The following is a 26,617-nucleotide window of genomic DNA, read 5'->3' on the forward strand; positions in this document are numbered from 1 at the left end:
AATTAGTTGCCAAATATTGAGATGTCTATAGTAATGGTGATAATAGGTGACAGTTAATACAACCCGATTCCAGAAGATACCGGAATGGGAGGCATTTACTCACCAACCAAGGGGTTGGCGGTTGGCGGGGAAATGGATCATTGATTGCCATAACCAGAAAAGGTGCAAAATGGGAGCAATCCCCCAGGCGATCGCCTCCGAACTGCATAGGGGAATTGCCATCCTGGTTAGGAATTAGCCAGAACCCAATTCACCAGGGTTCGGACAGGGAATCCGGTCGCACCAGTTTTATTATAGCCCTTATCCTTATCTGTCCAAACTGGGCCAGCAATATCCAAATGAGCCCAAGGGGTATCCTTAACAAACTGTTTCAGGAACAGAGTAGCCGTAATCGAACCCCCAGCGCGAGGTCCCGTGTTTTTCATGTCAGCATGAATAGCCTTGAGTCCTTCAAAATATCTTTCCTCAATTGGCATCCGCCAGAATTTTTCCCCAGCTTTTTGGGAAGCAGATTGTAACTGTTGCGCCAGTTGATCATCAGGACTCCATAACCCAGCGATATCATCTCCCAAGGCAATGATACAGGCTCCGGTGAGAGTTGCTAAATCCACCATAGCATCAACCCCTAGGCGGTCAGCAAACACCAAAGCATCAGCCAAAGTTAAACGCCCTTCAGCGTCCGTATTATTGACTTCAATAGTTTTGCCATTAGAAGCGCGCAGGAAGTCTCCAGGGCGCATAGCACGGCCGCTAATCATGTTTTCGGTTACGGCACTGATAAAATGCACCTCAACTGTGGGCTTTAAGGTGGCGATCGCCTTAGCCGCGCCAAAAGTCGCCGCCGCCCCAGCCATATCCATTTTCATCATTTCGATGCCGCTACCCGTGGGTTTCAGGTTCAAACCACCCGAATCAAAAGTCAAACCCTTACCCACAATAGCTAGTTTCCGGGTCGGTGTTCCCTGGGGTTTATAGGTGAGATGGATAAACTTAGGAGGCAAATCCGAGGCTTGAGCCACCCCTAAAAATGCTCCCATTCCCAATTTTTCGCAATCTTCCCGTTCCAAAATTTCCAGTTCCAACCCATACTCAGCAGCCAGAGATTTAGCCAATTCTGCCATAGTTATGGGGTTAACTTCATTAGCCGGAGCCGCCACCAACTCCCGCGCCAAGAACACCCCAGAACAGACCTGTTGAGCCAGGGTAATGGCTGCTTCTGTACCCGGAAACCCTAGCAGATCTACAGACTCGACTTGAATTTCTTTGTCCTTAGTTTCCGACTTAAAGCGATTATCCTGATACAGAACTAACTCTAATCCTTCTACAATAGCCCCCACCGTCTCCGACGCATTACCCACCGGGAAACTGATACCCAGGGTTTTACCTTTGAGTGCTTTCGCCGCCTGTCCTGACGCAGCCGCACCACGTCGGATAGCTTCTAGGGTGTAGTCCTCAGCAGACCCCAACCCCACTAAAACCACCTTACGAATGGGACTATTGCCACCCACACGACCAGAAGCACTACTATCAGCTTTTCCCTGAAAGTCTGATTCTTCGATAAGTTCTTGTAGGGTCCCACCGAGTTTTTGATTGAGTTCTGCTAAATCCCCACTCAGTTGGACTTGTCCTTCAAACAGACCTATCGCTAATACATCTCCACTCCAGTCTAGGCGGTTAGTATCTGTGGCTCTAAATTCCATGTCTTAATCTCAATGCCTTTTAAAGTACGACTTGGGTCATCTTTCTTAATCCTATCGTGAGGGCGGAAATTATTTACCCCAAATTTGGATTACCCTGCTCCCCGGACTGTACCCGCTAAAACTCCCCATTTAAGGGAATTTTTGTTAATCCCGACAAAAAAAGTCGGGTATGGTTGACGGGAATTTGACAACTGTGATAGTCTTCATCCAACAGTTAGAACAGCAGAAAAAGCAGAGGTAAGTGTCATGACCCAGGCAACCCATAACCACACCACCACCCCCACCGCCGGAGCTACTTTTGATAAACTCAAATGTAAAGAGTGCGGCGCGGAATATGCTCTGGAAGCCAAGCACGTTTGCGAGGTGTGTTTTGGTCCCCTGGAAGTTCACTATAACTATGACAACCTTCGCCAACTGGTAACTCGCGAAACTATTGAAGCTGGCCCAAATTCGATCTGGCGTTATCGTCACTTTTTACCGGTAGCTACAGATAATGTTATTGATGTGGGAACTGGGATGACTCCGTTGGTGAAGTCAGAACGGTTAGCCCGCCGCCTCGGTCTCAAAAATCTTTATATTAAAAATGATGCTGTTAATATGCCTACCCTTAGCTTTAAGGATAGGGTGGTATCTGTGGCTCTCAGCCGCGCTAGAGAGTTAGGTTTTTCGACGGTTTCCTGTGCGAGTACGGGAAATTTAGCGAATTCTACGGCAGCGATCGCAGCTAAAGCGGGATTAGATTGTTGTGTATTTATTCCCTCCGATTTAGAAGCTGGGAAGGTGTTAGGAACATTAATTTATAATCCGATTCTGATGGCAGTTAGGGGCAATTATGACCAAGTTAATCGCCTCTGTTCAGAAGTAGCTAATACCTACGGTTGGGGTTTTGTTAATATCAACCTGCGCCCCTATTATTCGGAAGGTTCTAAAACTCTGGGTTTTGAAGTAGCAGAGCAGTTAGGTTGGCGACTGCCAGATCATGTAGTAGCGCCGATCGCTTCTGGTTCGTTATATACCAAGATTCATAAAGGTTTCCAAGAGTTTGTTAAGGTGGGTTTAGTGGAAGATAAACCCGTGCGTTTTAGTGGCGCACAAGCGGAAGGTTGCTCTCCTGTAGCCCATGCTTTCAAGGAAAATCGCGACTTTATTACGCCAGTTAAACCTAATACGATCGCTAAATCTATCGCTATTGGTAATCCGGCTGATGGTGTGTATGCAGTAGAATTAGCCAAAAAGTCTGGCGGTAGTGTGGAGTCAGTTAATGATGCTGAAATTATCGAGGGTATCAAATTACTGGCGGAAACTGAAGGTATCTTTACAGAGACGGCTGGCGGAACTACGATTGCGGTGTTGAAAAAACTGGTGGAAGCGGGTAAAATTGACCCCGATGAAACTACTGTTGTTTACATTACTGGAAATGGCTTAAAAACTCAGGAGGCGGTTCACGGCTACATTGGCGAACCTCTGACCATTGACCCGAAACTAGATAGCTTTGAAGTGGCGATCGAACGCGCACGGACTCTCGATCGCTTAGAATGGCAACAGGTTTTGGTTTAAGATTAGCCAAAATCCGGTAAGATGTCAGCACCCCCGGCTGAAGCACAGGGGCTTCGTGCCCCCCTTTCAGGTAGCTGACCAGCTATAGCCTTAACTGGCTACGTTCAGAGCAAGAGTTAAAGTTCCTACCCTGGAATGCGTGCTAGTTCCAGGCCCTAGAACCGAATCGTTAAACATCTCTAAGGGGTTAAGGACGTGCGATTTGGATAGTACCGACTCTGAACATTGGCGAAGCAAACATTACCCCGCAAGGGAGTCGGAGCCAACCATAGCTCCATGGAGGGGCAACCATACCCCTCCACCCCGCAAGGGGGTGCTGGCGGCGGTCAGCCGCTTGAGTCGGTTTTCCTCTCCGCGATAAATCACGGAGCTTCCAACTCTCCCAGGAGTTTTACGTGAAATCTTGGGGGAAGGTGCAAGCCTTCTCCTTTTGACGGCAATTTTCTATCCAATTAATCAACAATGGCTGTTAAAGTTTTAATTCCCACTCCCCTGCAAAAGTTCACTAACAACCAAGCTACCCTTGAGTGCGAGGGGACGAACATTATGGAACTAATTGATTCCCTGGAAGCTAGTTGTCCGGGTATCAAGAAAAGTCTCTGTGATGATGAAGGAAAACCGAGGCGCTTTTTGAATTTCTACGTCAACAGTGAGGATATTCGCTTCTTAGATGGTACGAATACCGCCTTAGCTGATGGTGATGAAGTGAGTATTGTTCCGGCTGTGGCTGGAGGCTAGAGAGAGGACTGAGAAACCTGGTTTCTGATACTTTGACCGGGTGTAACGGGTTCCGTGACTCCTTTTCGGATAGGAACCCGGTTACCCGGAAAGTCTAGGATATTAAGTCATTTTCTCAGAGCATTAGCGATCGCTCCTTCTAATTCGCTTTGGGAGAGGCTAGTCACAAAAAAGACTTCCTGAACGGTTTTTCCCGCCCTAGCCAAGACCTTAAAGCCGCCGCGAATAGGAACAGATACTCTTAACTTCATGTGCGGACAATGAGCCTTAGCCCTAGTAATTACTCCCGGGGTAATCGTATGAATTCCCTGATACTTGGTTAATCTATCTAAGACAGGGATCAAGCCCTGAAGGTGGGTAGAGTGATTCCAAACCAAGCGCCCCGAGTTTTTATTATTCATGATTTTTGTGAAAACGCTACTACATCATTCTAAAAAAAAGTAGGGACAATTCACGAATTATCCCTACATATATTATCGATGCAATAACAATAGGCTTAAAAACCTACGCCTAGCAATTAGTCAGCGGCTTGGGGGAGCAGTTCCCGTTTTTCGCCTTGTAAGACTTGAACTTGACCGTCCTCATTAACATCAACGATCGCCGTATCGCCTTCTTTGACGCGACCAGAGAGGATTTCCTCGGCGAGGCTATCTTCCAGCAAACGCATAATGGCGCGACGCAGGGGACGCGCACCGTAGCTGGGATTATAACCTTCTTCTACCAGTCTTTCTTTAAAGCGATCGGTAATTTCCAGGCGAATGCCTTTTTCAGTGAGGCGACCGAACACCTCGTTAAGCATAATTACCGCAATTTCCTTGACCTCATCTTTATTGAGTTGACGGAAGACGATAATTTCATCAAGACGGTTAAGGAACTCAGGACGGAAGTATTGTTTAAGTTCTTCATTAACCAGGTTGCGGATGCGGTTATATTGAGCATCAGCTTGATTTTCTTCAAACTCGAACCCAAGACCGCCGCCACCTTTTTCGATCACCTTAGAGCCAATGTTGCTCGTCATGATGATCAGGGTGTTTTTAAAGTCTACGGTGCGACCTTTAGCATCGGTCAAGCGCCCATCTTCCAAAATCTGCAATAACATATTGAAGACATCGGGGTGAGCTTTTTCGATTTCGTCGAACAGCACCACGGTATAAGGACGACGGCGCACGGCTTCGGTGAGTTGTCCACCTTCGTTGTAACCCACATAGCCGGGAGGAGAACCGATGAGTTTAGAAACGGTGTGCCGCTCCATAAATTCCGACATATCCAGGCGGATCATAGCTTCTTCTGAGCCGAAGAAGTAGGCGGCGAGGGATTTAGTCAACTCGGTTTTACCTACGCCTGTGGGTCCAGAGAAGATGAAACTAGCGATGGGTCGGTTGGGGTTCTTGAGTCCGACACGCGCACGACGGATGGCGCGAGAAACGGCTTTGACAGCTTCTTCCTGACCGATAAGACGCTGGTGGAGGGTGTCTTCCATGTGCAGGAGTTTCTCGGACTCGGACTCGGTGAGTTTGTTAACGGGAATCCCGGTCCAACTGGCCACGATTTGGGCGATATCCTCTTCTGTTACCATGGGGGAATCATCGTCGTCGGTGCGAGTTTCGGATTTTTTGTTTTGAGCGATCGCCCGAATTTGGGATTTAATTTCCATTTCGCGATCGCGCAATTCTCCGGCTCGGTCAAAGTCTTGGGAGCGCACCGCGTCGTCTTTTTCCTTGAGGACTTGTCGCAATTCCTTGTCGAGTTCCTTAGCGGCTGGGGGAAGTTGGGAGTTAATCAGGCGCACCCGCGATCCGGCTTCATCAATCAAATCGATCGCCTTATCGGGGAGATAGCGATCGCTAATATAGCGATCGGACAATTTCGCTGCTGCTTCGAGAGCCTCATCGATAATTTTAAGTTTGTGGTGCTGCTCATAGCGTTCCCGCAGTCCATAGAGAATCTCAATGGTTTCCGGTACCGAAGGCTCACCGACCATCACGGGTTGGAACCGACGTTCTAGGGCCGCATCCCGTTCAATATGCTTGCGGTACTCATCGAGGGTAGTAGCACCGATACACTGCAACTCACCCCGCGCCAAAGCTGGCTTGAGGATATTAGCCGCATCGATAGCTCCTTCCGCAGCACCTGCACCAATGAGGGTGTGAACCTCATCAATTACCAGGATGACATTACCGCAAGAGCGGATTTCATCCATAATCTTTTTGAGTCGTTCCTCAAACTCACCCCGATACTTAGTACCCGCCACCAATAGACCGATATCGAGGGTAACAACTCGTTTATCTTCCAGAATGTCGGGAATATCATTTTGAGCAATGCGCTGGGCGAGACCTTCGGCGATCGCTGTTTTACCGACACCCGGTTCTCCAATTAGGACCGGATTATTTTTGGTACGCCGACCCAAAATCTGGATCACCCGCTCAATTTCCTTTTGTCGTCCCACTACCGGGTCAAGTTTGCCCTCAGCGGCCATTTGGGTCAAATTAGAGCCAAACTCATCGAGGGTTGGGGTCTTAGTGCGACCGCTACTTCCCCCGGCGGTGACTTCCGCCGTTTCACCCAACATCCTAATTACCTGGGTGCGAACCTTCGACAGGTCAACGCCCAAATTTTCCAGGACGCGAGCGGCTACTCCTTCTCCTTCTCGGATCAGACCCAGAAGCAAATGTTCTGTGCCGATATAATTATGCCCGAGTTGACGAGCCTCTTCCAAGGAAAGTTCTAAAACCCTCTTGGCGCGCGGAGTGAACGGAATTTCAACGGCTACAAACCCGGAGCCACGGCCGATGATTTTTTCGACCTCGATCCGAGCATCTTTGAGGTTGACCCCCATGGACTTCAGGACTTTGGCTGCTACGCCAGTCCCTTCGCCAATCAGACCCAGGAGGATCTGTTCTGTTCCTACGAAGTTATGTCCCAGGCGGCGTGCTTCCTCCTGGGCTAACATGATCACCTTAATGGCTTTTTCTGTGAAGCGTTCAAACATGGCTAATTTTTATCACCTGCTGCTGGCTCGTATGCTAATTTTAGCGTGATATTTTCAATGATCGGGTAAAACTATGCCGAAAGTTGCTCAACAAGTTTTACTTATGGGATTGACTCATTTTTAATTGTATCTACGGGATGAGGTATTTAGGTTGGCGATCGGCTCGTCTTTGGCCATTGAGTAATCCCCAATGACTACGGGATCTGCCGAATAGGGACAAAGTACCCGAAATGGAATCAGTGATTCTGTATCGTGGTTGTCTGTCTCTGACCCGGATTTTAGCACAATCTCAAATAAGACTTGGCAGACCAGAAAGCCAAAGTATTAGGGCATCTTCTCCGGTGTCGGCATAGTATTTTTTGCGCCTTCCGGCAATTTGGAAGCCGAATTTTTGATATAGAGATAGGGCGATATGATTGGAGGGCTTAACTTCTAGGGTAGCGTGGGATAATCCTCGCTGTTGGGCGAGTTGCAGTAAAGCCCGCAGTAAATCGGCCCCTAGACCTAAGCCGCGATAATCGGGATGAATGGCTAGTAAAGTGATATGGGCTTCGTCTACAATAGCCCAGAGACAACCGATGCCTATGACTGGTAGGGGTGGCGTTTGGGCGACTTGTACGGAAATTGGCTGTAAACCTGATAAGGGTTGTCCCTGGGTTGGGTGTGTCCAGATGACCAGATCGCTATTGGGGCTATCTAATTCCCGTTGATATCCCGATTCATTCCATAGTCCACCTAAGCAAAGGCGATCGAGTTCTACTACTGCGGGTAATAAGTCGGGGGTGAGAAGTTTGAGTTGTAGGATGGTCACAGAGGCTGGGCTGAAAGCTAATAGATAGATTAAGATTAACCATGGTGACAGAAATTTGGTACGATCGCAGATACACGCGCCGATAAAAAAACTAACTATTGATACTAAAACTGTGGAAAATTCAGGACTTCAGTACCTACTCAACTCGGAAGAAAGCACAACCGAGCGATCGCCTAACCAACAACTGTTACCCCTCACCGCTAAGGTCAACCACCAAGACCACCTAGAAATTGGGGGTTGTGATGTCGCGGAAATGGTCAGTCAGTTTGGTTCCCCTCTATATATATTAGATGAAGTGACCCTGCGTACTGCTTGCCGTCAATACCGGGAGGCTTGGGCGAAATACTATCCGGGAGAATCGCTGATTCTCTATGCTTCTAAGGCATGGAATTGTTTAGCGATTTGTGCAATAGTTGCCTCGGAAGGTTTGGGAACTGATGTGGTTTCTGGTGGGGAACTATACACCGCGAAAACGGCGGGGGTGAGTCCCGATAAGATTTACCTACATGGTAATAATAAATCGCGATCGGAACTGGAGTTAGCCATTAGCACTGGCTGTACTGTAGTGGCTGACAACTGGCTAGACCTGACCAACCTGGTGGAATTGGCAGATGAAATGTCTGTACAATCCCCCGTGCGGGTGATGATCAGATTTACCCCAGGAATCGAGTGTCACACCCATGAGTATATTCGCACCGGACATCTTGATAGTAAATTCGGATTTGATCCTAATCAACTTGATGAGGTGTTTAAATTTGTCAGCAGTAACCCATCTCTATGCTGCGAGGGAATTCACGCTCATATTGGCTCTCAGATTTTTGAACTGCAACCCCATCAAGACTTAGCTGGGGTGCTAATGGATGCGGTCACTAAAGGCAGTCAGTATGGTTTAAATATTACCGAAGTTAATGTGGGGGGAGGTCTAGGGATTCGGTATACAGAAGATGATGACCCCCCCAGTATTGAAAGTTGGGTAAGTGCGATCGCCTCATCCGTCGTCGCCGCCTGTGAACAGCGCCAAATCCCTTTACCTAAGCTGTTGTGTGAACCAGGGCGATCGATTATTGGTCCGGCTGCGATCACTGCTTACACGATTGGTTCTCGCAAAGAGATTCCAGATCTGCGGACTTATATAGCCGTTGATGGGGGAATGTCAGATAATCCCCGTCCGATTACTTATCAATCTGTGTATAGAGTGGTAATTGCTAATCGGATGTCCGCACCATTAACCGAAACCATAACAGTAGCTGGCAAACATTGTGAATCTGGGGACATCCTCATTCAACAAGCCCATCTCCCCGGAGATTGTCAAACTGGTGATATCTTGGTGGTAATGGCAACAGGAGCCTACAATTATAGTATGGCTTCTAACTATAATCGTCTGCCTCGTCCGGCAGCCGTTCTGGTGAATGATTCCCTAAGTTCGATAATTATTCAACGGGAGACCTATTCGGATCTGATTCGTCAGGATCGTTTACCCGAGAGGCTTGGCGATCGCCCTTGATGCCTTAATTTAAGTAACTAACGCGGGGTTAGACATCGCCCCGCATCATGCCTCTCCCCATTTAAGGATGAGGAATCGAGTCCCCAGCAATATAGATAATTAATTCATTATCGATAAGTTGGGAGTTCCGGAAGATGTCAATAGTTTTAACCTCATATCGCGTTCAATGAGTTCGGGTCAAAGTCAAGACCCTGCCTGGCTTGAGTCCTGGTTGGTTAACAGCATCGATATTGGACTGGTTTTTGCCGTCGCCTATATCGTCCTTGTGATTATTGGAGAGCGTCGAACCTTGTGGATGGTTCGAGGTTTCATTGTGTTAATGCTGGCAACGGCGATCAGTAATTGGGCTAATCTGAGACTGCTTTATATTGCCCTAAATAGTTTGGTAACTGGTTCCGCAGTGGCTATGGCTGTGATTTTGCAGTCAGAGTTTAGACAATTTCTGGAAAAATTAGGGCGAGGGGAGGTGCTGCAACTGTTTGCTGCCAGCCGAAAAGGTATCCCTGAAACCGATGGAGTCATTGATCAAATTGTCGAGGCGGTCAAAGAACTTTCTCAAAACCGTACTGGGGCTTTGATTATAATTGAAATAGGCAGTCCCATTGATGAGCGTGATTTTTCCGTTCCGGGTGTGCGTTTAAATGCCGAAGTTTCCAGGGAACTGCTACAGACGATTTTTCAGCCTAAAACTCTACTCCATGATGGTGCGGTGCTGATTAGAGCCTCTAGGGTGGCTGCTGCCGGGGTGATTTTGCCCCTGTCTGAAAGGATAGCCTCGCGACAGTTGGGAACCCGCCATCGAGCAGCTATGGGCATTACAGAAAAGGTTGCTAAGTGTGTATGTATTGTGGTTTCTGAAGAAACCGGGTCAATTTCTCTGGCTGATAAAGGTGTACTGAATCGACCCCTAACCAGTAGTAAACTCAAGGAGTTATTAGAAGCTCGGTCTTTTGTGGCGGGGGATGATAGAACTAAGCCTCCTATTTCCATAGATACCCTTAAACGGCGAATAGGATTAAAGAGGTGGTCGTTCATTTCCCAGGTGTTCCGTTTTCGTTCGTCAGCTTCTCGGGAGAAAAAATGAGTCGAAAGCCAAGGGTTATACATGAGTTACCTGCTGACCTTGACCGAAATCGCCTCCCAAACCATGTCGCGGTGATCATGGATGGTAATGGTCGCTGGGCGAAACGTCGGGGACTACCACGCACTATGGGACATCGGCGAGGGATTGATGCTCTCAAGAATTTACTCCGTTACTGTCGTGATTGGGGAATTAATGCTTTAACGGTTTATGCCTTTTCCACGGAAAATTGGGGGCGACCCCTAGAAGAAGTAGATTTTTTGATGGCTTTGTTTGAGCGGGTTCTCATGCGGGAACTTGAGGAGATGATGGAGGAGGAGGTTAGGATTAGGTTTGTGGGTAATTTGCATCGGCTTCCCGGTTCTCTGAGAGAGTGCATTGAGAAGTCAATGGAGACTACCCGCAATAATGAGGGGATTTTGTTGACTGTGGCTACTAATTACGGGGGACGGGAGGAGATTGTTAGGGCTTGTCAGGCGATCGCCAACCAGGTTAAACAGGGTACTCTCGAACCGGAAGCCATTGATGGGGCTTTATTTGAAAAGTATTTGTATACAGCCGGAACTTCTGACCCGGATTTATTGATTCGCACCAGTGGGGAATTACGGATTAGTAATTTTTTGCTGTGGCAAATCGCTTATGCTGAGATTTATGTGACTGACACTCTCTGGCCGGATTTTAACAGCCATGAGTTTCACCTGGCCCTGTGTTCTTATCAGCAGCGAGAGCGTCGATTTGGTAAGGTGGGTACTCGTGAATGAATTAGGGACCGGAAAAAACCGCTTGTTCGATATCTTGACGACTCAGGGAGTATTTAAAAGACCGTTGAATGTCTTGGCCGTCTGTACCTGCGCCAATGTAACGGACTGTTATTTGGTCAATATCTAACCATAGCTCCGCTTTCCAGGTGGGCTTTTCTACTTGCCAAGAATGGAGTTCCTGGGAGTCCTGTTCCCCACCAAGGGAACGTAACCAGTCTTCGATTTCTGGTAGGGGATGATTATATAGGGGGGTATTGGGACTGGGTAAGGTCATAATTGATTGCTGTTGAAAATTTTTCTCGCTTAAAGGGTTATATCTGAACGAAACATGGCGATCGCTATTGCTAATCCTAAACAGCTTATCAAACTGACTGCCATCATTAACAGAGCAAATAGTTCTCCGGGAGATAAAGGCCGATTTTCGGCGGCGATCGCTTCCGTCGCGCTGGAATGCCTCGATTTTGATGGTCTCGAATGGTGCCGATAATTAATCTCAGTGGGGGGAGTGATCACCCGCGTTGTACTAATAGTTTGATCATAGATTTGACGGCGATCGGGATTACTCAGAATGCTATACGCCTCATTCAACTCTTGGAATTTAGCCTTAGCACAATCTTCTGATAAATCTGTTGTATCTGGATGATAACGTTTACTCAGCTCTCGGTAAGCCCGCCGAATTTCCATGGATGATGCCGAGGGATGCAAGCCCAACAGCGTATAATAGGTGGGTTTGATACTGCCCGGCCATGGTTTCTGTGATCTGGCTTGTTTATTAGTCACGGCTATACCTCATATCATATCTTCCCTAGGGCGCAGTGGTCGCACGTTGTTGCGCTATACGCTGATTCTCAGCATACTGGCCAACCCTCTCTTGAGCAGCCTGATAGTTTTCGCTGTCCTGTGGAACCTGGCTCATGAGTTCACTGGCTTTTTGCCACTCACTGGCTACCGCATTCCATTCAGCTTGAGATTGGGCGGTCTGGGCTAGGGTCGCCGCATTCATTGCCGCATTAATGCCGTCACGCCAAGGGTCCGTCGGGACCGTGGGGGGGGCGGCGGGTTCTGCCGTTTGGGGAGTTTCTGGGTCTGTCGGTTCCGCCGTTTGGGGAGTTTCTGGGTCCGTCGGTTCCGCAGTGTCGGCGGGGTCCGGGTCGGTGGTCATTTCTGAACTACCACCAGGGAGGAAAGGTAGAGAGAAGATACCAGCAAAATGCAATCCAGCTAAAGCAGCGATCGCCACCAATAATACGATCGGAATCAGTAACAGGACTTTATTACTTTTCGGATGAGAAGGTTGTACTTCTTGGGTTTTGTCCTCATCATCATCATCATCATCATCATCAGGATCATCATCTTCTTCTGGAATGTAGCCACCCTGGTCATCATCATCAATATCTTGGTCATCATCTATGTAGTCGGGGTCAATGTCATCATCATCGACAACATAATCATCAATATGATCATCCTGATCGAGGAGGGTATCTTGTTCGCTGAAATCGTCCTCAATATCACCTACATCAGGGGGAATCATATCATCTTCCGGGTCGATCGCCTTCGGTGGTGGCTCCTTCAAAACGATCTCTTCTTCCCAAGCGGGATCATCCCCCAATTGTCGTCCATAGATTTTCACAGTATAGATAGAGGGGACATCTAACTTAGTCATCCCATTGCGAACAAATGTCACCAATGATTGTTGATTGTTAGGAACCGCATCCCCTTCTAGCATGATGTGTAGGGAGTTATCTTCCCGACAGACATCGGCATTAATGTTTTTAGCTTTTAGGGAATTGTTAATCACATTGGCAATCGCCTGGGGATCGCCCTGCTTGGCTAGTTCCAGTTGGCTTTGGTTTGGCATGGCTAACCCTCACGAGAACCTTGGGGAATTTTCAGTGATACCTCGGACGTGACACAGATTCAGAAACGGGGGAGCCAGGCTCCAGGGCTTTTAAGCTGCCCTTACACCCGATATTACAGGGGCGTAAAGATACCAGACCCAGACTGAAACGGCGAACTGTGCCACTCAAATGATAATCTATCATACATCAGCGGTGAAATAAGCGACAAAGTTCGATGATCTGTGTTTGTAGCGTTGACTGTTCATCTGCGCCACGTTTAAGGCTAATTTCCAATTGCAGCAGTTTCGGTAAGGTTTGTTGAAGTTGCTGTAACGAAAGGGGCTGCACTTCTTTTTTCAGAAAGTATATCCGCTTGGGGTTCCCCACTTCCGCGAGGCGGGCGATTTCTTTATCATCTCTGGTTCCGGTTTCGATCATCAATTTGACCCATAGCCAGGTGCGGAATTGTCCTACTAGGGTAGCTAGGATTTTGAGGGCGGGTTCGTTGTGGGCGATTAAATCGGCAACTAACCCTAGGGCTTGGCTAGTTTTGCCTTCTCTAATGGCGATCGCCAGTTTTAGACTATTCTGGGTATTGCTGTGAATTAGGGGAGTAATAGTTTTGATGTCTAGGGAACCGTCTGTCGTCTCAGCATATAGTTTAAGTTTTTCCATTTCGCCATAAAGTTGGCGGGTATCATTTCCCACCGCTTCGGCTACAAAAGCCACTGATTCTGCTTTGAGTTTAACCCCCAGTTGTTGGGCTACTTCTCGGACTCGCTGTTCCAATTGGTCAGTTTTCCAGGGGGGTATTGCCGAAAATTCCTGAACTTTGGCATATTTTTGTAGGAGTTTCGTGGATTTGAGGCGGCCATCAGGTTTATTGGGACTGCTAAATAATAGGGTGGTGGTTTCGGGAATAGCCGGTAAGGTTCGCTCTAACTCCTGTAGAATTTCTGGAGAACAATGCTGAGTCAGGGGTGTGTTAACTAGCCATACTAAACGATGTCCCAACCCGAATGGTGGAGTCATAGCTTGATTTAGTCCAGAAATGACTGAATCTGGTGTATCGGGCAGAATTTTGTCAAAATTGAAACTAGACCAATTGGGATCAACGACAGATTCCCGCAAGGTGTCCACTGCTTTGCTCAGGGAGAAGTCGTCGTCCCCCCAGTACAGGTAAATTGGCATAACAAATTGTCTTTGAATAACGAGGAAAACAGACTTGGACGATAACTATCAAACCTATGTCAATCGGGTCGCCAGGATGACTTTAGGGCCGGCTTACCTATCACAACTGGAACATATCCAGGAATCCCCTAAATTTACCCTTGATGCTCAAGGTCAGAGGAAGCCGGTTCCTTTTCCTGGTTACAGTGTGATTACGCCTCCGGCTGGGGAAGATGTTGATAATGCCGATTTTTATCAAAATTTGACCGATTGTCAACAGCAACTGGCACGAATTTTAGACCCTGATTTTTTTGTGAAGATTCCCCCAGATAGCCTCCATTTTACTTTGGCTGATTTGATTTGGGATGATTTGTATCGAGATGCTTCTCAGCAAATACCCGATTTTGAAAGTAAAGTTCAAGAGGCGATCGCCGAATCTTTTACTATTTTTGAATCTCAGAAAATCTCCCAGCCTTTTCAATGGCAGGTTTTGGGTTTGATGGTGATGACTAGGGCGATCGTTGTTTGTTTGGTTCCTAGGGATGAGGAGGCTTATAATTTGTTGATTCAATTCCGAAGGTCTATTTATCAGAATCGTAGTTTAATGGCTTTGGGAATTGAGCAGCAATATCACTTGGTGGCTCATGTTACTTTGGGATATTTTGGCTCTATCCCTAATGATTTAGACCGAGAAACTTTGAGCCAACAAATTTTTGAGTTAAACCATCAATGGCTCGATAATCCCCAAGAAATACTGATAAAAAAAGCCGATTTTAGGAAATTTGAAGACATGATGGCTTATCGCCGAGAACCTCACTGGCCGCGATTTGTTTTTTAAGGCTTTTTTTTGGGTGCGTCAGATGCAGTTTTTTAAGATGCTCTCAATTAGAGTTAATTGTGCTGCTGACGCACTGAACATATCCAATCATAATTGAACGCGACAATATCAGGATATTGTTTAAAGTAGTAAAATCTGGCTAATTATTGACCAAAAATGGCTGTTAATTGATTAATTGTGAATATTGACAATTTACCTAAAGTAGATAGTTGACGATACATATTATTGGCATTAATTTAGATGGATTGGCGGGACTTTCCGACTCCGTTCGCCGGGTGGTTAAACGGGGTAATCTGTTAGTGGGTAACTCTCGAAATTTGGGTTATTTAAGCAGCTATGAGACTATTCCGAAATTGCTGTTAACCGATATGGTCGAAACACTGTCCGAACTGAAACAATGGCTAACCAATTGGGAAAGGAATTATCAGACTAACCCGGAGGTGATATTTTTAGTATCTGGCGATCCGTTATTTTTTGATGTGGGGGGATTATTAGCCGCTCACTTTCCAGCAGATCAGTTAATTTTTTATCCCCATATTAGTCCAATTCAGTTAGCTTTTAACCGTCTGCAAATTCCTTGGGAAGATGCGAGAATCATTAGGGTTGATAGTCGGTCAATAGATAGCTTAACTCAGGCTTTAAAAGAGGGGGTTAAAAAGATAGGCATTTTGACAAGTGTAGATTATCCCCCTCAAGCGATCGCTCAATTAATCTTATCCCTAGATTTAGCGAAAGTTTATCAATTCTGGGTTGCCGAAAATTTGGGGGGCGAAAATGAGCGAGTACAACCCTACCCGGTAGACCGGATAAATAACTATCAATTTTCACCCTTAAACTTGGTGATATTATTACCCGATTTACCAGCGATTATCGACCAGGTTGATTTAGCCAATCTTCCCAGTTTAGGAATACCAGATCACCTATTTTTCGGCAATAGCAATCAACCCGAATTAATCACGCCACGGGAACTGCGTATCTTAGCATTAGGGGAACTAGGGTTACAGCCAAATCAAGTAGTTTGGGATATGCAAGCCAGTCCGGGTTGTCTCTCAGTAGAAATAGCGAGATTATTTCCCCAGTCCACCATTTACGCCATCGAAAAAACGGCATCGGGAACCTGTTTAATTGAACAAAATTGCCGCAGATTTCAGATAAACAATGTGATATCAATTAATGGGGAAGCTCCCTCTATATTACATCATTTGAGAACGCCCGATCGCATTTTTATGGGCATTCCCGACAACAATTTACCGGAGATTTTAGGAATCTGTAGCATTCGACTTTCTCCGGGAGGTAGGATAGTAGTAGTTTTGAGAACTTTAGAACATATCAATTTAGCATTACAGTGGGTTAAAGACAAAATTACCAGGGAAAAACACTGGAATTATCATCTGTTACAAGTACAGCTTTCCCGTTCATTTTCTCTGGGGAGTTTAACCAGATTTGTTTCTGTAAATCCTGTGACCATTTTAACCATTTATAATCACAGCTTATTTAGTTAAACTCGACCAATTCAGCTTAGACAAATCATCGAAGTTTAGCCCCATGATTAACAAACTGCCCAAAATTTGTTATAGTTAATTAATACTGTTCACAAGTCAGCCATGTTAAATTTACCAGTTGACCAAATTTTTAATGTCGCCAACATATTTGTACTGCCTTTTTGGGGTCTAATGGTGTTTGTTCCCAATTGGGGAGTTACCAGAAAAGTGATGGAATCATATATTCCCTTTATCCTGTTGGCGTTAACATATTTGTATCTGTTTGCGGGTAGCATAAACCCGGAAAGTGCGGCGGCTTTATCCAACCCCCAATTAGCAGATATCGCTAAGTTTTTCGGAGATGAAACGATCGCAGCCGCCGGGTGGGTTCACTTTTTAATCTTAGATCTGTTTGTGGGACGTTGGATATATTGGGAAGGACAAAAAACCGGAGTTTGGACAATTCATTCTCTGATTTTATGTTTATTTGCGGGTCCAATGGGTTTACTTTCCCACATTATTACTGCTGCTGTAACTCGCCAATTTTTCGCGGGTGGCGGGTCAGAAACTACCACCGATCCATCTGTGAGTTAATCAGAAGTTGGGGTAATTTTCAGTTATTACTCAGTTAAGTTTCCGGCTACCTTCAGATTAATGAGTTTATCATATTCTGGAGGTAGCAAATTCATGTGATTTAATTAGGGGAAAAATTATGGCTGTGGATTATGATATTATCGTCATTGGTGGGGGTTCCGGGGGTTTGGTTGTGGCTAGTGCTGCCGCACAATTAAAGGCTAAGGTCGCCCTAGTGGAACGCGATCGCTTAGGGGGTGATTGTCTCTGGTTTGGTTGTGTTCCTAGCAAGTCTTTGATTCATGCTTCTCGCCGGGCTTATCAAGTCAAAAATGCCGCTAAATTTGGCATACATACAACCTCGCCAACCATTAATTTTGCCGAAGCGATCGCTCATGTTCAACAAGTAATTAAAAATATAGAACCCCATGACTCCCCACAACGTTTTCAAGGATTAGGGGTTGAGGTAATTTTTGGGGATGGTCAATTTATTGATGCCAAAACTTTTGCAGTCAATGGGAAAAAATTAACAGCTAGAGCGTTTGTTATTGCTACCGGTTCCCGTGCCGCTATTCCCAATATACCAGGTTTAACAGAGGCTGGTTTTCTCACTAATGAACAGGTATTTTCCTTGGAAAAATGCCCGAAATCTCTCGCTATCATTGGGGCGGGTCCTATTGGTTGTGAGTTAGGACAGGCTGTTTCTCGGTTGGGTTCGGAGGTGACAATTATTTCCAGTCGCGATCATATTTTACCGAAAGAAGAACCGGAAGCGGCTAGGGTAGTTGAACAGCAATTTCAGGCTGAAGGAATCCGCATTTTGCCGAAATCACGGGCGGAAACTGTGGAAATTGCCCAGGGTAAAAAACTGATTAAAGCCGGGAATAATACGGTTATTGTTGATGAAATTTTGCTGGCTTCAGGGCGATCGCCTAATGTGGAATCCCTCAATTTAGAGGCGGCGGGAGTAGCCGTAGAACCTGGGGGAATTAAGGTCAATGAAAAGCTACAAACTACCAATTCCCGAATTTATGCCTGTGGGGATGTAATTGGGGGTTATCAGTTTACCCATGTGGCGGGTTATGAAGCCGTTGTGGTGTTGACTAATGCCCTGTTTTTCCCAGTAAGTAAGGTAAATTATCGCGTAATTCCTTGGGCGACATTTACTGACCCAGAATTGGCGCGGGTGGGGTTGACAGAAGCACAGGCGAAGGCTGCTTATGGGGATGATGTTTATATTCTTAGACAACAGTTTTCTGATGTGGATCGCGCCCAAGCTGAGGGAGAAACGGGGGGTTTTGGGAAAATTATTGTGCGCGGAAATGGGGAGATTCTTGGGGCTCATCTTGTCGGACCAGTGGCGGGGGAATTAATCCATGAGGTAGTTTTGGCAATGGCTAATAATTTGAAGGTTTCGGCGTTAACAGGTATTCACGTTTACCCGACTCTTTCGGAGGTAAATAGCAAGGCTGCTTTATTGTTGAAAAAGCGGAAATTTGCTGAAAGTAAATGGCAGCAAAGTTTATTAAACAGGTTTTTTGACTGGCGGCGATCGCTACATTAACAGACCTTCTCTGGGATTTCTGGCAGATATTAGGATACTAACAGTTTCAGATTGGGAATGAGAATAGCCAGCAGAAAAATGGCTAACTGCATGGTGACAATACTGGGACCGGAGGGCAAGTTTAATAAGGCTGATAACATCATACCTAAAACCGCACTAAATCCACCTAAAGCCGATGATACGATAATGTAACTGATAAAATTGCGGGTTAGTAACCTAGCCGCACAGGCGGGAATTACCACAAAAGCACTAATTAGCAATACACCGATCGCCCTGATGGATATTCCCACCAGTAGGGATAATAAGACTATAAAGACAGTGCGATGGGGTGTGACAGCCACGCCGCGCGCAATGGCTAAAGGTTCATTTAAGGTTAGTAACATCTGCGATCGCAAAGTGAGGGCAATAAATGCAATGCAGATTAATAGTAACAAACCAGACAAGATTAAATCCGATTCGCGAATCCCCAAAATATCGCCAAATAAAATATTATTAATTCCCCCTCGGTAATCGTCTCTAAAACTCAGGATAATAATACCAATAGCCAGAGATGAAGAGTAAATTATATTTAATAAAGCATCAGTCCAGAGTTGGGTACGTTCCATAAAATAGGTAACACCGAGGGCAAATAATACGGCAAAAGGTAGAATCACCCAAGACGGATCAAGCCTTAATAACAGGCTAATACTAATGCCTAATAATGCGGAATGTCCGAGGGCATCACTAAAAAAAGAAAGCTGTCTTAAAATGGTGAAACTGCCTAACATTCCCCCCATCAACCCAGTCAGAATGCCACCCATGATAGCTCGCTGCATAAAAGGCAGTTGAAAAAGCTCAATCATACGCATTAAGTCGGCTGGAATATTCAAGGGTTAATCTCCTTATAATTAGATCAGATTTCCATGTTACCGGGTAATAATTAACCCGTGATTTGATTGTTTATATGATGATTATTGGTATGGATTAATCGTAATTGAGAACCATAAGCGATCGCTATATTTTCGGGAGAAAGGATAGTTTCCGGGGTTCCTTCTGACAATACCATGCGATTTAAACACAGTACGCGATCGCAGTGTTTTTTCACCTGATCTAGGTCGTGGGAAATCTGCAAAATTGCCCAACCTTCTTCTTTTTTGAGTTGATATAATAATTGGTAAAAATCCAACTCTCCCTGAACATCTAAACCAGCCAAAGCCTCATCAAGTATCAATAAGCGGCGGGGACGCACCACACAATAAGCTAATAAAACTCGCTTCATTTCACCACCGGAAAGACCACCAATCAAGTGATGGCGTAGGTTCCAAGCATCCACCTTAATTAAGGCTTGTCTAATAGCCTGATAACGGCTTCTGGAACCCACCCAAGGCAGTTGTAAACCTAATTTATCCCATCCCAAACCGACTAATTCCTGAACAGTGATAGGAATGCGGCGATCGAACATAAAATTTTGAGGTAAATAGGCAATTTCCCGGCGGACATAATTAGGCAAATATCCTGAGCGACTCAAAGGCTGTCCTAGGATAAATACATCACCATTTTGGCGGGGTAAAATGCCTAAAATAGACTGAATTAATGTACTTTTCCCAGCCCCATTGGGTCCAATAATTGCCATATCGGTTCCTTCTTCTAAGCTAAAAGAAACCTGGTCAACAGCCAAATATGTCTCATGATAAACAGTTAGTTTATCTACTATTAACACGGGATTGTTCAATTTTAATCTCCTTAAATTTAGCACAATTAATGATTAATTACCGGGCTAAATAACCCGGCAATCTCAGAGGGTTTAACCTAGAAGCGTAAGCCAACTGGTTGGGGAATAACCGCCACAGATTTAGGCGTTGATAAAGGTAGCCATGACTGTGTTTGTCCGCCGAGAGCATCTAATACATTTTGAGCATTTTGCCGCATGACACGCAGATAATATTCAGGTTCGATCGCTTCAGGTCCGCCAGTTTCCATAGGGTTAAAGACACCGACACGAATTCCCATATCTCGGGCGATCGTAGAAAACATATCCTGATCTACTTGGGGTTCAGTCAGGATAGTTTGTAGTCCTGATTCGGCAACTGTATTCATAACTCTTTGTACATCTTGGGGGGATGGATTTTGTTCCGGGATACCCACAAAAGATTGAGATATGAGGTTATACCTTTCGGCAAAGTAGGGGGCAAAATCATGGAAGACTACAAAAGTTTGTCCAGCAAAAGGCGCTAGTTTTTGGGTAATCTCAGCATCAAGTTCTCGCAGTTTTTCGATGAATGCAGCCGCATTGGCTGTGTATTTTTCGGCCCCTTCTGGATCAGTGGCTATTAACCCATCTCGAATATTTTCGACTTGCTGAATTGCGCGTTTAGGATCTAGCCAAATATGGGGGTTAAATTCTCCATGATGGTGGTGATGATGTCCGTGACCGTGATCATGACCGTGACCGTGACGTGATCATGACCGTGACCGTGACCGTGACCGTGACCGTGACCGTGATCATGTCCGTGACCGTGACCATGACCGTGATCATGATCATGATCTTCATTAGCAACGGTAGGGATGCCTTGACTAGAGTCAATAATTACTAGGTTATCATTGCGGGCATTCTCAATCAAACTATCTAGGAAAAACTCCATTTCCAAGCCGTTTTTCACCAAGACATCAGCGTTGACGATCGCCTGTATATCTCCTGGTCTAGCCTGAAAATCATGGGGTCCCACATTGGTCGGCATTAATTGCACTACTGTGGCGCGATCGCCTACCACAGCTCTGGTAAACTGTGTCATGGGTAAGAATGTGGTCACCACCTGCAACTGTGCTTCTGTGGCTACAGTTGTAGCTTGAGTCTCTGGTGTTTCTGTCTCGCCAGTGGTATCTGTCGGACCACAACCTCCTAAACCTAGGGCGACTGTTGAAGCCACCAATACTGTTAAACGTCCGAATAATCGAGATCTGGAAATCATCAAAACCTCCTGCTAACTGGTGATCATGCTTTTCACGTAAAACTCCTGGGAGGGTTGGAAGCTCCGTGATTGATCACGGAGAGGAAAACCTACTCAAGCGGCTGACCGCCGCCAGCACCCCCTTGCGGGGTGGAGGGGTATGGTTGCCCCTCCATGGAGCTATGGTTGGCTCCGACTCCCTTGCGGGGTAATGTTTGCTTCGCCAATGTTCAGAGTCGGTACTATCCAAATCGCACGTCCTTAACCCCTTAGAGATGTTTAACGATTCGGTTCATGAGCCTGGAACTAGCACGCATTCCAGGGTAGGAACTTTAACTCTTGCTCTGAACGGAGCCAGTTAAGGCTTAAGCTGGTCAGCTACCTGAAAGGGGGGCACGAAGCCCCCGTGCTTCAGTCGGGGGTGCTGACTCCACGGGAATAATCGCTTCTGATATGGGTGAGTTGGCTGCCCTGGGTGAGAATGATTATCATTGTAGACAATTTTAGCACCAAGTGACGGCGACAAGACTTGAAAAATGATTAAAAATCTCAGGCTGGGGTCTGGGGGACGATTAAGCTGCGGTAGATCAACAGAAATAATTAATTTGGTGTGGAATGCTATATAATGTGTAAACTGTGGTATAATGCCATAAGAAGTTTAACCGAAAACTTGGGGCTATAATTATGGCTGCTGCCATCACTTTTGCACTGGGAAATTTAGCTGATCATGCCGTTTATGTGGGGTTTATGGGGAAAGATGCCATAGACATCTATACCTTTAATCATCCGGTGAAGGGACGGTTAAATTGTTCTGTGGAGGGCTTTAGTGCTGGGGTGGAATTGCGACTAAAAACGGCTAGGGGTCGCCTGGTAAGTCGCCAATTAGTGCAGCCGAATGAAGGGTCGGCGATCGCCTTTAATTTACCGGCTGGTGTTTATGTGCTAGAAATAGCGGCAGCCGATGGAAATACTACCTATCAATTAACTCTACAACAGGAACGCGACCTGGCAGCGACGGAAACAATTATTATTAACCCTTCAAGGCGGCGACCCGGCGATAGACCGCTAAAACCAAGTCGCCAATCCCCCAAAACGGCTATTTTGGCGAGTTTAGGGATGAGGATAAAAGGGAGAATTTGGCAGTTATTGAATGCCCAAAATATGACCAACTTGGGGAATTTTAGGAGATGTATATTTAGGAGCGATCGCTTATTGGCTTTAGCCAGAGGTCATCCCAATTTACCTATCAAGTGTCGGGAATATATACCGACTGGTTAAATCCCCGGAATGTTCACTGCTAAGACTTGATAAAGATTCGTGAAAACTGACCAGGTTAATCCCACAGCGATCGCTCCTTTTGTGAGATGTGCTTTAGGGTGTATCAATAGGGAATATCCCCATGTACATTTCTATGGTTTATCAGAGGAAACTGATTTAGTTCCTCATCGTCAACTCAACCCAGCCTTTTATGGTTGTTTGGACTGGCATTCTGCAGTTCATAATCATTGGCTGTTAGTGCGGGTGATGCGTTGTTTTCCGGGAGTGGAATTTAGGGAAGAAGCCAGGGAAAAAGTCAGCCAAAACTTGACCCCAGAAGCGATCGCTCAAGAAGCCGACTATCTGAAAGATAGACCAGAGTTTGAGTGTCCCTATGGTTTGGCGTGGTTATTACAATTAACCGCCGAATTGCGAGGATGGAATGATAGCCAGGGAAAACAGTGGGGGGAAATACTGCAACCCTTAGAAGAAGTAGCAGTTAATAACCTGCGACAATGGCTGTTAGATTTAGCCTTTCCTAACCGCAGTGGGACCCATATTCAAACCGCCTTTGCTATGGGTTTAATCTGGGATTGGTCTAAAACTACCGATAATCAGGATCTGGCTGGTTTACTGAAAGAACGAGCTAAGATGTTTTATCATGGCGATCGCAACTATCCCTTACACATTGAACCTCTCGGCTGTGATTTCCTGTCTCCGACCCTAGCGGAAGCCGATTTAATGAGGCGTTTTTTAGATGCTGAAAACTTCGCCAATTGGCTGGGGGAATTTCTCCCAAACATCCCAGAAACCCCGGAAATAGACTGGTTATCTCCAGTAATTCCCAGCAACCCCACCGACTATCAACAATCCCATTTTGATGGTCTCAACCTAAGTCGCGCTTGGATGTTAGAGGGAATTATCGCGGGACTTCCCCCCGATGATCGACGCATTAACAGTTTACAAGCCGTGGCGGCGGTACATCGTCGAGTAGGGTTAAAACCGGTTTCTCTGTGTGATTACGCCGGAAGTCATTGGTTGGGGAGTTTTGCGGTTTATTTATTAACCCAAAGGGGGTTAAGATAAATTTAGGCTGTGGGGGGGTTGTCGCTATTGCGAATAACCTGGGCGGCGAGGTAAATTTTTGACCATTCACTGTATATCCGGGAAACTTTGGTTTTGAGGGTTTTGGCGATCGCATCAATAGAATTATTAGCTTTGAGGAGATCAATAAGGCGACGTTGAGTAGGGGTCAAATCCTGATAAAACTTTTCCCACTGAGAGGGAGTCAGACCGAGGCGATGGTTAGCCAGGGAAATTCCCAGCCAGTCCATAACCAATTCTGGGGCGATTTTGACAGCAAAGTTGCGGATCGCATGATAACCGACCTTTTCCCGCATTCGATATACCTGTTTGATGGGTAGCTGCAACTTTTCGGCGATCGCCTCTTGAGTGTAGCCCCGCAGGTATAATTCTAGCCATTGAGCGGCGATCGGATCGACATTTTCCCGGAGATAGGTTTGAAACTCTTTTTGGATGAATACCCGCTGGGCTTTTTGTTCCTCCAAATACTGAGACTCCTGATATTGAGCGATCGCCGAATCATCCAATAGGCTGATCGGTTCATCGTGATCTCCCAACACAATTTCCTCAGAGACTTGTTTAACCCACTCTCCTGTCGGAACCTGAGTCAGTCCCCCCCGGTGAGACCGATAAAGATAGTTAACAAACCGATAAACCAGTAGGGGTTGATTGCGAATGGGACGCAGACAATATTCCTCAACTGTGGTCAATAACAAACTATTACGCAGTCGCGGATCGTCTGTACATTCAGCGATCCACTGAATTTGCTGTTTAAGATAGCGATCGCGATCCAACATATTTTGGATGATCTCTTGTAGGACATCCACCACCTGACGTTGGCGATCGCGACTGGTAGCGACCCAAGTTTGAATTTTCTGACGCAGGATCACCAAACCCCCCAAACGTTGCATCAAATTCCGATAGGCTTGATCTGAGGAAACCCCCCAATAACGTTCTTTCAGAATCCGATAACGAAAATTTAACCCAGCTTCCAAGGCAGGACGGCGATCGGGTTCTAAACTATCCCAGCGATCGGGATTTTCTCCCAACAGCCAAACCACCACACTAGACCAAGTATCAGGACTAGCTTGAGGATAATCATTCTGTAAGCGGGAAAGCCAATGCTTTTCCAAAGTTTGACAGTATCTCAACAACTTTCACCAAAGCCAACCAAACACCTATGCTACCATTAACAGATAATGAATACCATCTGATTCCAGGTTAGTGGAGTTTTTGTTGATTCATCAAATAGGGTATTAGCCGTGAATCTAGCTACTGTCAAAAGTTTGTTAAAAGAAACCATCACCGAATGGCAAAAAGACAAAGTTCCCATTCTCGCCGCCGCCTTAGCCTATTATATGGTATTTTCCCTAGCCCCTTTGTTAATGATTGTCATTGCTGTAGCTGGTTCCATTGTCGGGGAAGCCGTAGCCCAAAAAGAAGTTATTGAGCAACTAGAAACTTTGATGGGTGAACAAGGAGCCTCAGTCATTGCCAATGCTATCCAATCTCAATTTCAGCCTAGTTCTAGCATAATCACCACCATCATTGGTGTAGTGACTCTCCTATTTGCGGCTACCACAATATTTGCTCAATTAAAAGAATCCCTCAATATAATTTGGCACGTTGAAGTCAGACCCGGGCAAGGAATCTGGGAATTTATCCGCAGCCGAATCCTCTCAGTCATCATGGTGTTAATTGTCGGGTTATTGCTGCTAATGTCCCTAGGAATTAGCTCATTTTTGGCGGGAATGAGTGACTGGTTAGATAAGGTAGTATCCATTCCCAGCCTATTGCGATCGCTCATAGATAATGGCGTTTCTTTTATTTTAATCACCATCTTATTTGGTCAAATATATCGAATTTTACCAGATGTCAAAATTGCCTGGTCAGACGTAGCCGTTGGTTCAGGTATTACCGCGATTTTATTTATTATCGGTCGCACCTTAATTAGTTTCTATTTAGGACGTGCTACTGTAGCTTCTGCTTACGGTGCCGCCAGTTCCTTCGTCGTCCTTCTGCTGTGGATCTTCTATTCTTGTCAAATCTTTCTATTAGGGGCAGAACTCACTAAAATATGGTCAAGGCGATATGGTTCCCAAATTCGCCCTAGTTCCAACGCCGTTATGACTAAAAATTACCGTCCCTAGCAGTCCCCAAAAGCCATCAAACCGCCGTGTTTTCCCCTTTCCCCAGCACTCTCCCAGAGTCAGAGGGGGGGAATGTACCATAATTAAATGTCAAAACAGCCATTTTCCTCTACAATAGGTAAATGCAAATGCTAAGGATGTAAACTCCATGCCTCCCCGTTGGCCCCGTGAACCCGATCGCCAAGATCCCGACTACCGTCGTTTAGACGATCGCATGAATTTCGCCGTCCATGTAGCCATTTTCGCCGCCTGCAACTCAGGACTGTGGTTTTTTCACAACCTATCTCAAGCCTCATGGTCTTGGGCGGTTTGGGTAACAGGCATTTGGGCATTAATATTATTAGCGCACATGGTCTATATTTTTGCCATTGCCGACTATACTTCCGCCCGCATTAACAATTAATAATTAATAATTAATAATTAATAATTAATTGTAGGTTGGGTGTAGGAGTAGGTTGGGTGTAGGAGTAGGTTGGGTGAAACCCAACAGAGTAGGTTGGGTGTAGGAGTAGGTTGGGTGAAACCCAACAGAGTAGGTTGGGTGAAACCCAACAGAGTAGGTTGGGTGAAACCCAACAGAGTAGGTTGGGTGAAA

General features: G+C 45.9%; 28 protein-coding genes. 14 read left to right on the forward strand and 14 right to left on the reverse strand.

The window, feature by feature from the left end; genetic code table 11:
- Window positions 1-46: 46 nt before the first annotated feature.
- Window positions 47-238, forward strand: coding sequence for a hypothetical protein (locus XZ46_RS34025; protein ID WP_157234378.1), 192 nt, complete (start codon window positions 47-49; stop codon window positions 236-238).
- On the opposite strand, the gene XZ46_RS07465 is transcribed toward XZ46_RS34025, so the two are convergent.
- Window positions 228-1,700, reverse strand: coding sequence for a leucyl aminopeptidase (locus tag XZ46_RS07465; protein WP_008049396.1), 1,473 nt, complete (start codon window positions 1,698-1,700; stop codon window positions 228-230). The genes XZ46_RS34025 and XZ46_RS07465 overlap by 11 nt on opposite strands.
- 246 nt (window positions 1,701-1,946) lie before the next feature.
- Between XZ46_RS07465 and thrC the strand changes: the two genes are divergently transcribed.
- On the forward strand, window positions 1,947-3,257 hold the full coding sequence (gene thrC / locus XZ46_RS07470) for a threonine synthase (protein ID WP_006618431.1): 1,311 nt from the start codon (window positions 1,947-1,949) through the stop codon (window positions 3,255-3,257).
- A gap of 240 nt (window positions 3,258-3,497) precedes the next feature.
- Here the strand turns inward: thrC and XZ46_RS36370 are convergent, their stop codons facing one another.
- On the reverse strand, window positions 3,498-3,698 hold the full coding sequence (locus tag XZ46_RS36370) for a hypothetical protein (protein WP_071829319.1): 201 nt from the start codon (window positions 3,696-3,698) through the stop codon (window positions 3,498-3,500).
- A gap of 21 nt (window positions 3,699-3,719) precedes the next feature.
- Between XZ46_RS36370 and XZ46_RS07475 the strand changes: the two genes are divergently transcribed.
- Window positions 3,720-3,995: a MoaD/ThiS family protein gene (locus XZ46_RS07475; RefSeq protein WP_006618430.1), complete on the forward strand. Its 276-nt coding sequence runs from the start codon at window positions 3,720-3,722 to the stop codon at window positions 3,993-3,995.
- Between the two features lie 107 nt (window positions 3,996-4,102).
- On the opposite strand, the gene XZ46_RS07480 is transcribed toward XZ46_RS07475, so the two are convergent.
- The 3 genes from XZ46_RS07480 to rimI form a co-directional block, all read right to left on the reverse strand.
- A complete protein-coding gene (locus tag XZ46_RS07480) occupies window positions 4,103-4,396 on the reverse strand; it encodes a DUF2103 domain-containing protein (RefSeq protein WP_006618429.1) in 294 nt (97 codons plus the stop codon).
- 116 nt (window positions 4,397-4,512) lie between these two features.
- On the reverse strand, window positions 4,513-6,984 hold the full coding sequence (locus XZ46_RS07485; RefSeq protein ID WP_006620698.1) for an ATP-dependent Clp protease ATP-binding subunit: 2,472 nt from the start codon (window positions 6,982-6,984) through the stop codon (window positions 4,513-4,515).
- A 289-nt stretch (window positions 6,985-7,273) separates the two neighbouring features.
- Window positions 7,274-7,795: a ribosomal protein S18-alanine N-acetyltransferase gene (gene rimI, locus XZ46_RS07490; protein WP_006620697.1), complete on the reverse strand. Its 522-nt coding sequence runs from the start codon at window positions 7,793-7,795 to the stop codon at window positions 7,274-7,276.
- A 112-nt stretch (window positions 7,796-7,907) separates the two neighbouring features.
- On the opposite strand from rimI, the gene lysA reads away from it, so the two are divergent.
- The 3 genes from lysA to uppS all read left to right on the forward strand — a co-directional run bounded on the left by lysA (window position 7,908) and on the right by uppS (window position 11,141).
- Window positions 7,908-9,299 carry a diaminopimelate decarboxylase gene (gene lysA / locus XZ46_RS07495; protein WP_006620696.1) on the forward strand — a complete coding sequence of 464 codons (1,392 nt, stop codon included), beginning with the start codon at window positions 7,908-7,910 and terminating at the stop codon, window positions 9,297-9,299.
- A gap of 166 nt (window positions 9,300-9,465) precedes the next feature.
- Window positions 9,466-10,383 (forward strand): diadenylate cyclase CdaA, encoded by a 918-nt coding sequence (gene cdaA / locus XZ46_RS07500; RefSeq protein ID WP_008049403.1) that lies wholly within the window; start codon window positions 9,466-9,468, stop codon window positions 10,381-10,383.
- The gene (gene uppS, locus XZ46_RS07505) at window positions 10,380-11,141 is read left to right on the forward strand and encodes an undecaprenyl pyrophosphate synthase (RefSeq protein WP_008049404.1); all 762 of its coding nucleotides are present in this window, start codon (window positions 10,380-10,382) and stop codon (window positions 11,139-11,141) included. The genes cdaA and uppS overlap by 4 nt, the downstream gene beginning before the upstream one ends.
- A 1-nt stretch (window position 11,142) precedes the next feature.
- Here uppS and XZ46_RS07510 read toward each other — a convergent pair whose 3' ends face one another.
- The 4 genes from XZ46_RS07510 to holA form a co-directional block, all read right to left on the reverse strand.
- On the reverse strand, window positions 11,143-11,415 hold the full coding sequence (locus XZ46_RS07510) for a DUF3143 domain-containing protein (RefSeq protein WP_006670136.1): 273 nt from the start codon (window positions 11,413-11,415) through the stop codon (window positions 11,143-11,145).
- Window positions 11,416-11,444: 29 nt separating this feature from the next.
- Entirely contained in the window at window positions 11,445-11,921 is a 477-nt protein-coding gene (locus XZ46_RS07515) for a J domain-containing protein (RefSeq protein WP_006620692.1), read from the reverse strand.
- A 25-nt stretch (window positions 11,922-11,946) separates the two neighbouring features.
- Complete coding sequence (locus tag XZ46_RS07520) at window positions 11,947-12,999, reverse strand: hypothetical protein (protein ID WP_006670134.1); 1,053 nt, start codon at window positions 12,997-12,999, stop codon at window positions 11,947-11,949.
- 187 nt (window positions 13,000-13,186) lie between these two features.
- Window positions 13,187-14,170 (reverse strand): DNA polymerase III subunit delta, encoded by a 984-nt coding sequence (gene holA, locus XZ46_RS07525; protein ID WP_008049405.1) that lies wholly within the window; start codon window positions 14,168-14,170, stop codon window positions 13,187-13,189.
- A 34-nt stretch (window positions 14,171-14,204) separates the two neighbouring features.
- Between holA and XZ46_RS07530 the strand changes: the two genes are divergently transcribed.
- From XZ46_RS07530 to XZ46_RS07545, 4 genes are all read left to right on the forward strand, one after another.
- Window positions 14,205-14,987, forward strand: a complete 783-nt coding sequence (locus tag XZ46_RS07530; protein ID WP_008049406.1) for a DUF1868 domain-containing protein — start codon at window positions 14,205-14,207, stop codon at window positions 14,985-14,987.
- Window positions 14,988-15,196: 209 nt separating this feature from the next.
- Complete coding sequence (locus XZ46_RS07535; RefSeq protein ID WP_008049407.1) at window positions 15,197-16,489, forward strand: bifunctional cobalt-precorrin-7 (C(5))-methyltransferase/cobalt-precorrin-6B (C(15))-methyltransferase; 1,293 nt, start codon at window positions 15,197-15,199, stop codon at window positions 16,487-16,489.
- A gap of 102 nt (window positions 16,490-16,591) precedes the next feature.
- Window positions 16,592-17,062, forward strand: coding sequence for an ABA4-like family protein (locus XZ46_RS07540; RefSeq protein ID WP_006670130.1), 471 nt, complete (start codon window positions 16,592-16,594; stop codon window positions 17,060-17,062).
- Between the two features lie 118 nt (window positions 17,063-17,180).
- Window positions 17,181-18,605: a dihydrolipoyl dehydrogenase family protein gene (locus tag XZ46_RS07545; RefSeq protein ID WP_008049408.1), complete on the forward strand. Its 1,425-nt coding sequence runs from the start codon at window positions 17,181-17,183 to the stop codon at window positions 18,603-18,605.
- Between the two features lie 29 nt (window positions 18,606-18,634).
- Here the strand turns inward: XZ46_RS07545 and XZ46_RS07550 are convergent, their stop codons facing one another.
- The 4 genes from XZ46_RS07550 to XZ46_RS37195 form a co-directional block, all read right to left on the reverse strand.
- On the reverse strand, window positions 18,635-19,474 hold the full coding sequence (locus XZ46_RS07550; RefSeq protein ID WP_008049409.1) for a metal ABC transporter permease: 840 nt from the start codon (window positions 19,472-19,474) through the stop codon (window positions 18,635-18,637).
- A 50-nt stretch (window positions 19,475-19,524) separates the two neighbouring features.
- Window positions 19,525-20,316 carry a metal ABC transporter ATP-binding protein gene (locus XZ46_RS07555; protein ID WP_048894994.1) on the reverse strand — a complete coding sequence of 264 codons (792 nt, stop codon included), beginning with the start codon at window positions 20,314-20,316 and terminating at the stop codon, window positions 19,525-19,527.
- Window positions 20,317-20,393: 77 nt separating this feature from the next.
- The gene (locus tag XZ46_RS37190) at window positions 20,394-20,972 is read right to left on the reverse strand and encodes a metal ABC transporter solute-binding protein, Zn/Mn family (RefSeq protein ID WP_322786900.1); all 579 of its coding nucleotides are present in this window, start codon (window positions 20,970-20,972) and stop codon (window positions 20,394-20,396) included.
- Window positions 20,963-21,553, reverse strand: coding sequence for a metal ABC transporter solute-binding protein, Zn/Mn family (locus XZ46_RS37195; RefSeq protein WP_008049417.1), 591 nt, complete (start codon window positions 21,551-21,553; stop codon window positions 20,963-20,965). Before XZ46_RS37195 ends, XZ46_RS37190 begins: the two co-directional genes overlap by 10 nt.
- A 663-nt stretch (window positions 21,554-22,216) precedes the next feature.
- On the opposite strand from XZ46_RS37195, the gene XZ46_RS07565 reads away from it, so the two are divergent.
- Window positions 22,217-22,810, forward strand: coding sequence for a T9SS type A sorting domain-containing protein (locus XZ46_RS07565; RefSeq protein ID WP_008049419.1), 594 nt, complete (start codon window positions 22,217-22,219; stop codon window positions 22,808-22,810).
- Between the two features lie 39 nt (window positions 22,811-22,849).
- Complete coding sequence (locus tag XZ46_RS07570) at window positions 22,850-23,875, forward strand: DUF2891 domain-containing protein (RefSeq protein ID WP_008049420.1); 1,026 nt, start codon at window positions 22,850-22,852, stop codon at window positions 23,873-23,875.
- Window positions 23,876-23,877: 2 nt separating this feature from the next.
- On the opposite strand, the gene XZ46_RS07575 is transcribed toward XZ46_RS07570, so the two are convergent.
- Complete coding sequence (locus XZ46_RS07575; protein ID WP_006620678.1) at window positions 23,878-25,026, reverse strand: HetZ-related protein 2; 1,149 nt, start codon at window positions 25,024-25,026, stop codon at window positions 23,878-23,880.
- Between the two features lie 108 nt (window positions 25,027-25,134).
- Here XZ46_RS07575 and XZ46_RS07580 point away from each other — a divergent pair, with 108 nt between their 5' ends.
- A complete protein-coding gene (locus tag XZ46_RS07580; RefSeq protein WP_006620677.1) occupies window positions 25,135-26,022 on the forward strand; it encodes a YihY/virulence factor BrkB family protein in 888 nt (295 codons plus the stop codon).
- A 148-nt stretch (window positions 26,023-26,170) separates the two neighbouring features.
- Window positions 26,171-26,425: a 2TM domain-containing protein gene (locus tag XZ46_RS07585; RefSeq protein WP_006620676.1), complete on the forward strand. Its 255-nt coding sequence runs from the start codon at window positions 26,171-26,173 to the stop codon at window positions 26,423-26,425.
- The last annotated feature ends 192 nt before the right edge of the window (window positions 26,426-26,617 follow it).

The organism is Limnospira indica PCC 8005 (assembly GCF_000973065.1).
GTDB classification, from domain to species: domain Bacteria; phylum Cyanobacteriota; class Cyanobacteriia; order Cyanobacteriales; family Microcoleaceae; genus Limnospira; species Limnospira fusiformis.

Excerpts from the sequence above, each read along its gene's own strand:
- XZ46_RS07545 (WP_008049408.1), top strand. The coding sequence starts at position 17,181 with ATGGCTGTGGATTATGATATTATCGTCATTGGTGGGGGTTCCGGGGGT.
- XZ46_RS07475 (WP_006618430.1), top strand. The coding sequence starts at position 3,720 with ATGGCTGTTAAAGTTTTAATTCCCACTCCCCTGCAAAAGTTCACTAAC.
- cdaA (WP_008049403.1), top strand. The coding sequence starts at position 9,466 with ATGAGTTCGGGTCAAAGTCAAGACCCTGCCTGGCTTGAGTCCTGGTTG.
- XZ46_RS07465 (WP_008049396.1), bottom strand. The coding sequence starts at position 1,700 with ATGGAATTTAGAGCCACAGATACTAACCGCCTAGACTGGAGTGGAGAT.
- XZ46_RS07540 (WP_006670130.1), top strand. The coding sequence starts at position 16,592 with ATGTTAAATTTACCAGTTGACCAAATTTTTAATGTCGCCAACATATTT.
- XZ46_RS07485 (WP_006620698.1), bottom strand. The coding sequence starts at position 6,984 with ATGTTTGAACGCTTCACAGAAAAAGCCATTAAGGTGATCATGTTAGCC.
- thrC (WP_006618431.1), top strand. The coding sequence starts at position 1,947 with ATGACCCAGGCAACCCATAACCACACCACCACCCCCACCGCCGGAGCT.
- XZ46_RS07585 (WP_006620676.1), top strand. The coding sequence starts at position 26,171 with ATGCCTCCCCGTTGGCCCCGTGAACCCGATCGCCAAGATCCCGACTAC.
- holA (WP_008049405.1), bottom strand. The coding sequence starts at position 14,170 with ATGCCAATTTACCTGTACTGGGGGGACGACGACTTCTCCCTGAGCAAA.
- XZ46_RS37195 (WP_008049417.1), bottom strand. The coding sequence starts at position 21,553 with ATGATTTCCAGATCTCGATTATTCGGACGTTTAACAGTATTGGTGGCT.
- XZ46_RS07480 (WP_006618429.1), bottom strand. The coding sequence starts at position 4,396 with ATGAATAATAAAAACTCGGGGCGCTTGGTTTGGAATCACTCTACCCAC.
- XZ46_RS07565 (WP_008049419.1), top strand. The coding sequence starts at position 22,217 with ATGGCTGCTGCCATCACTTTTGCACTGGGAAATTTAGCTGATCATGCC.
- XZ46_RS07510 (WP_006670136.1), bottom strand. The coding sequence starts at position 11,415 with ATGACCTTACCCAGTCCCAATACCCCCCTATATAATCATCCCCTACCA.
- XZ46_RS07520 (WP_006670134.1), bottom strand. The coding sequence starts at position 12,999 with ATGCCAAACCAAAGCCAACTGGAACTAGCCAAGCAGGGCGATCCCCAG.
- uppS (WP_008049404.1), top strand. The coding sequence starts at position 10,380 with ATGAGTCGAAAGCCAAGGGTTATACATGAGTTACCTGCTGACCTTGAC.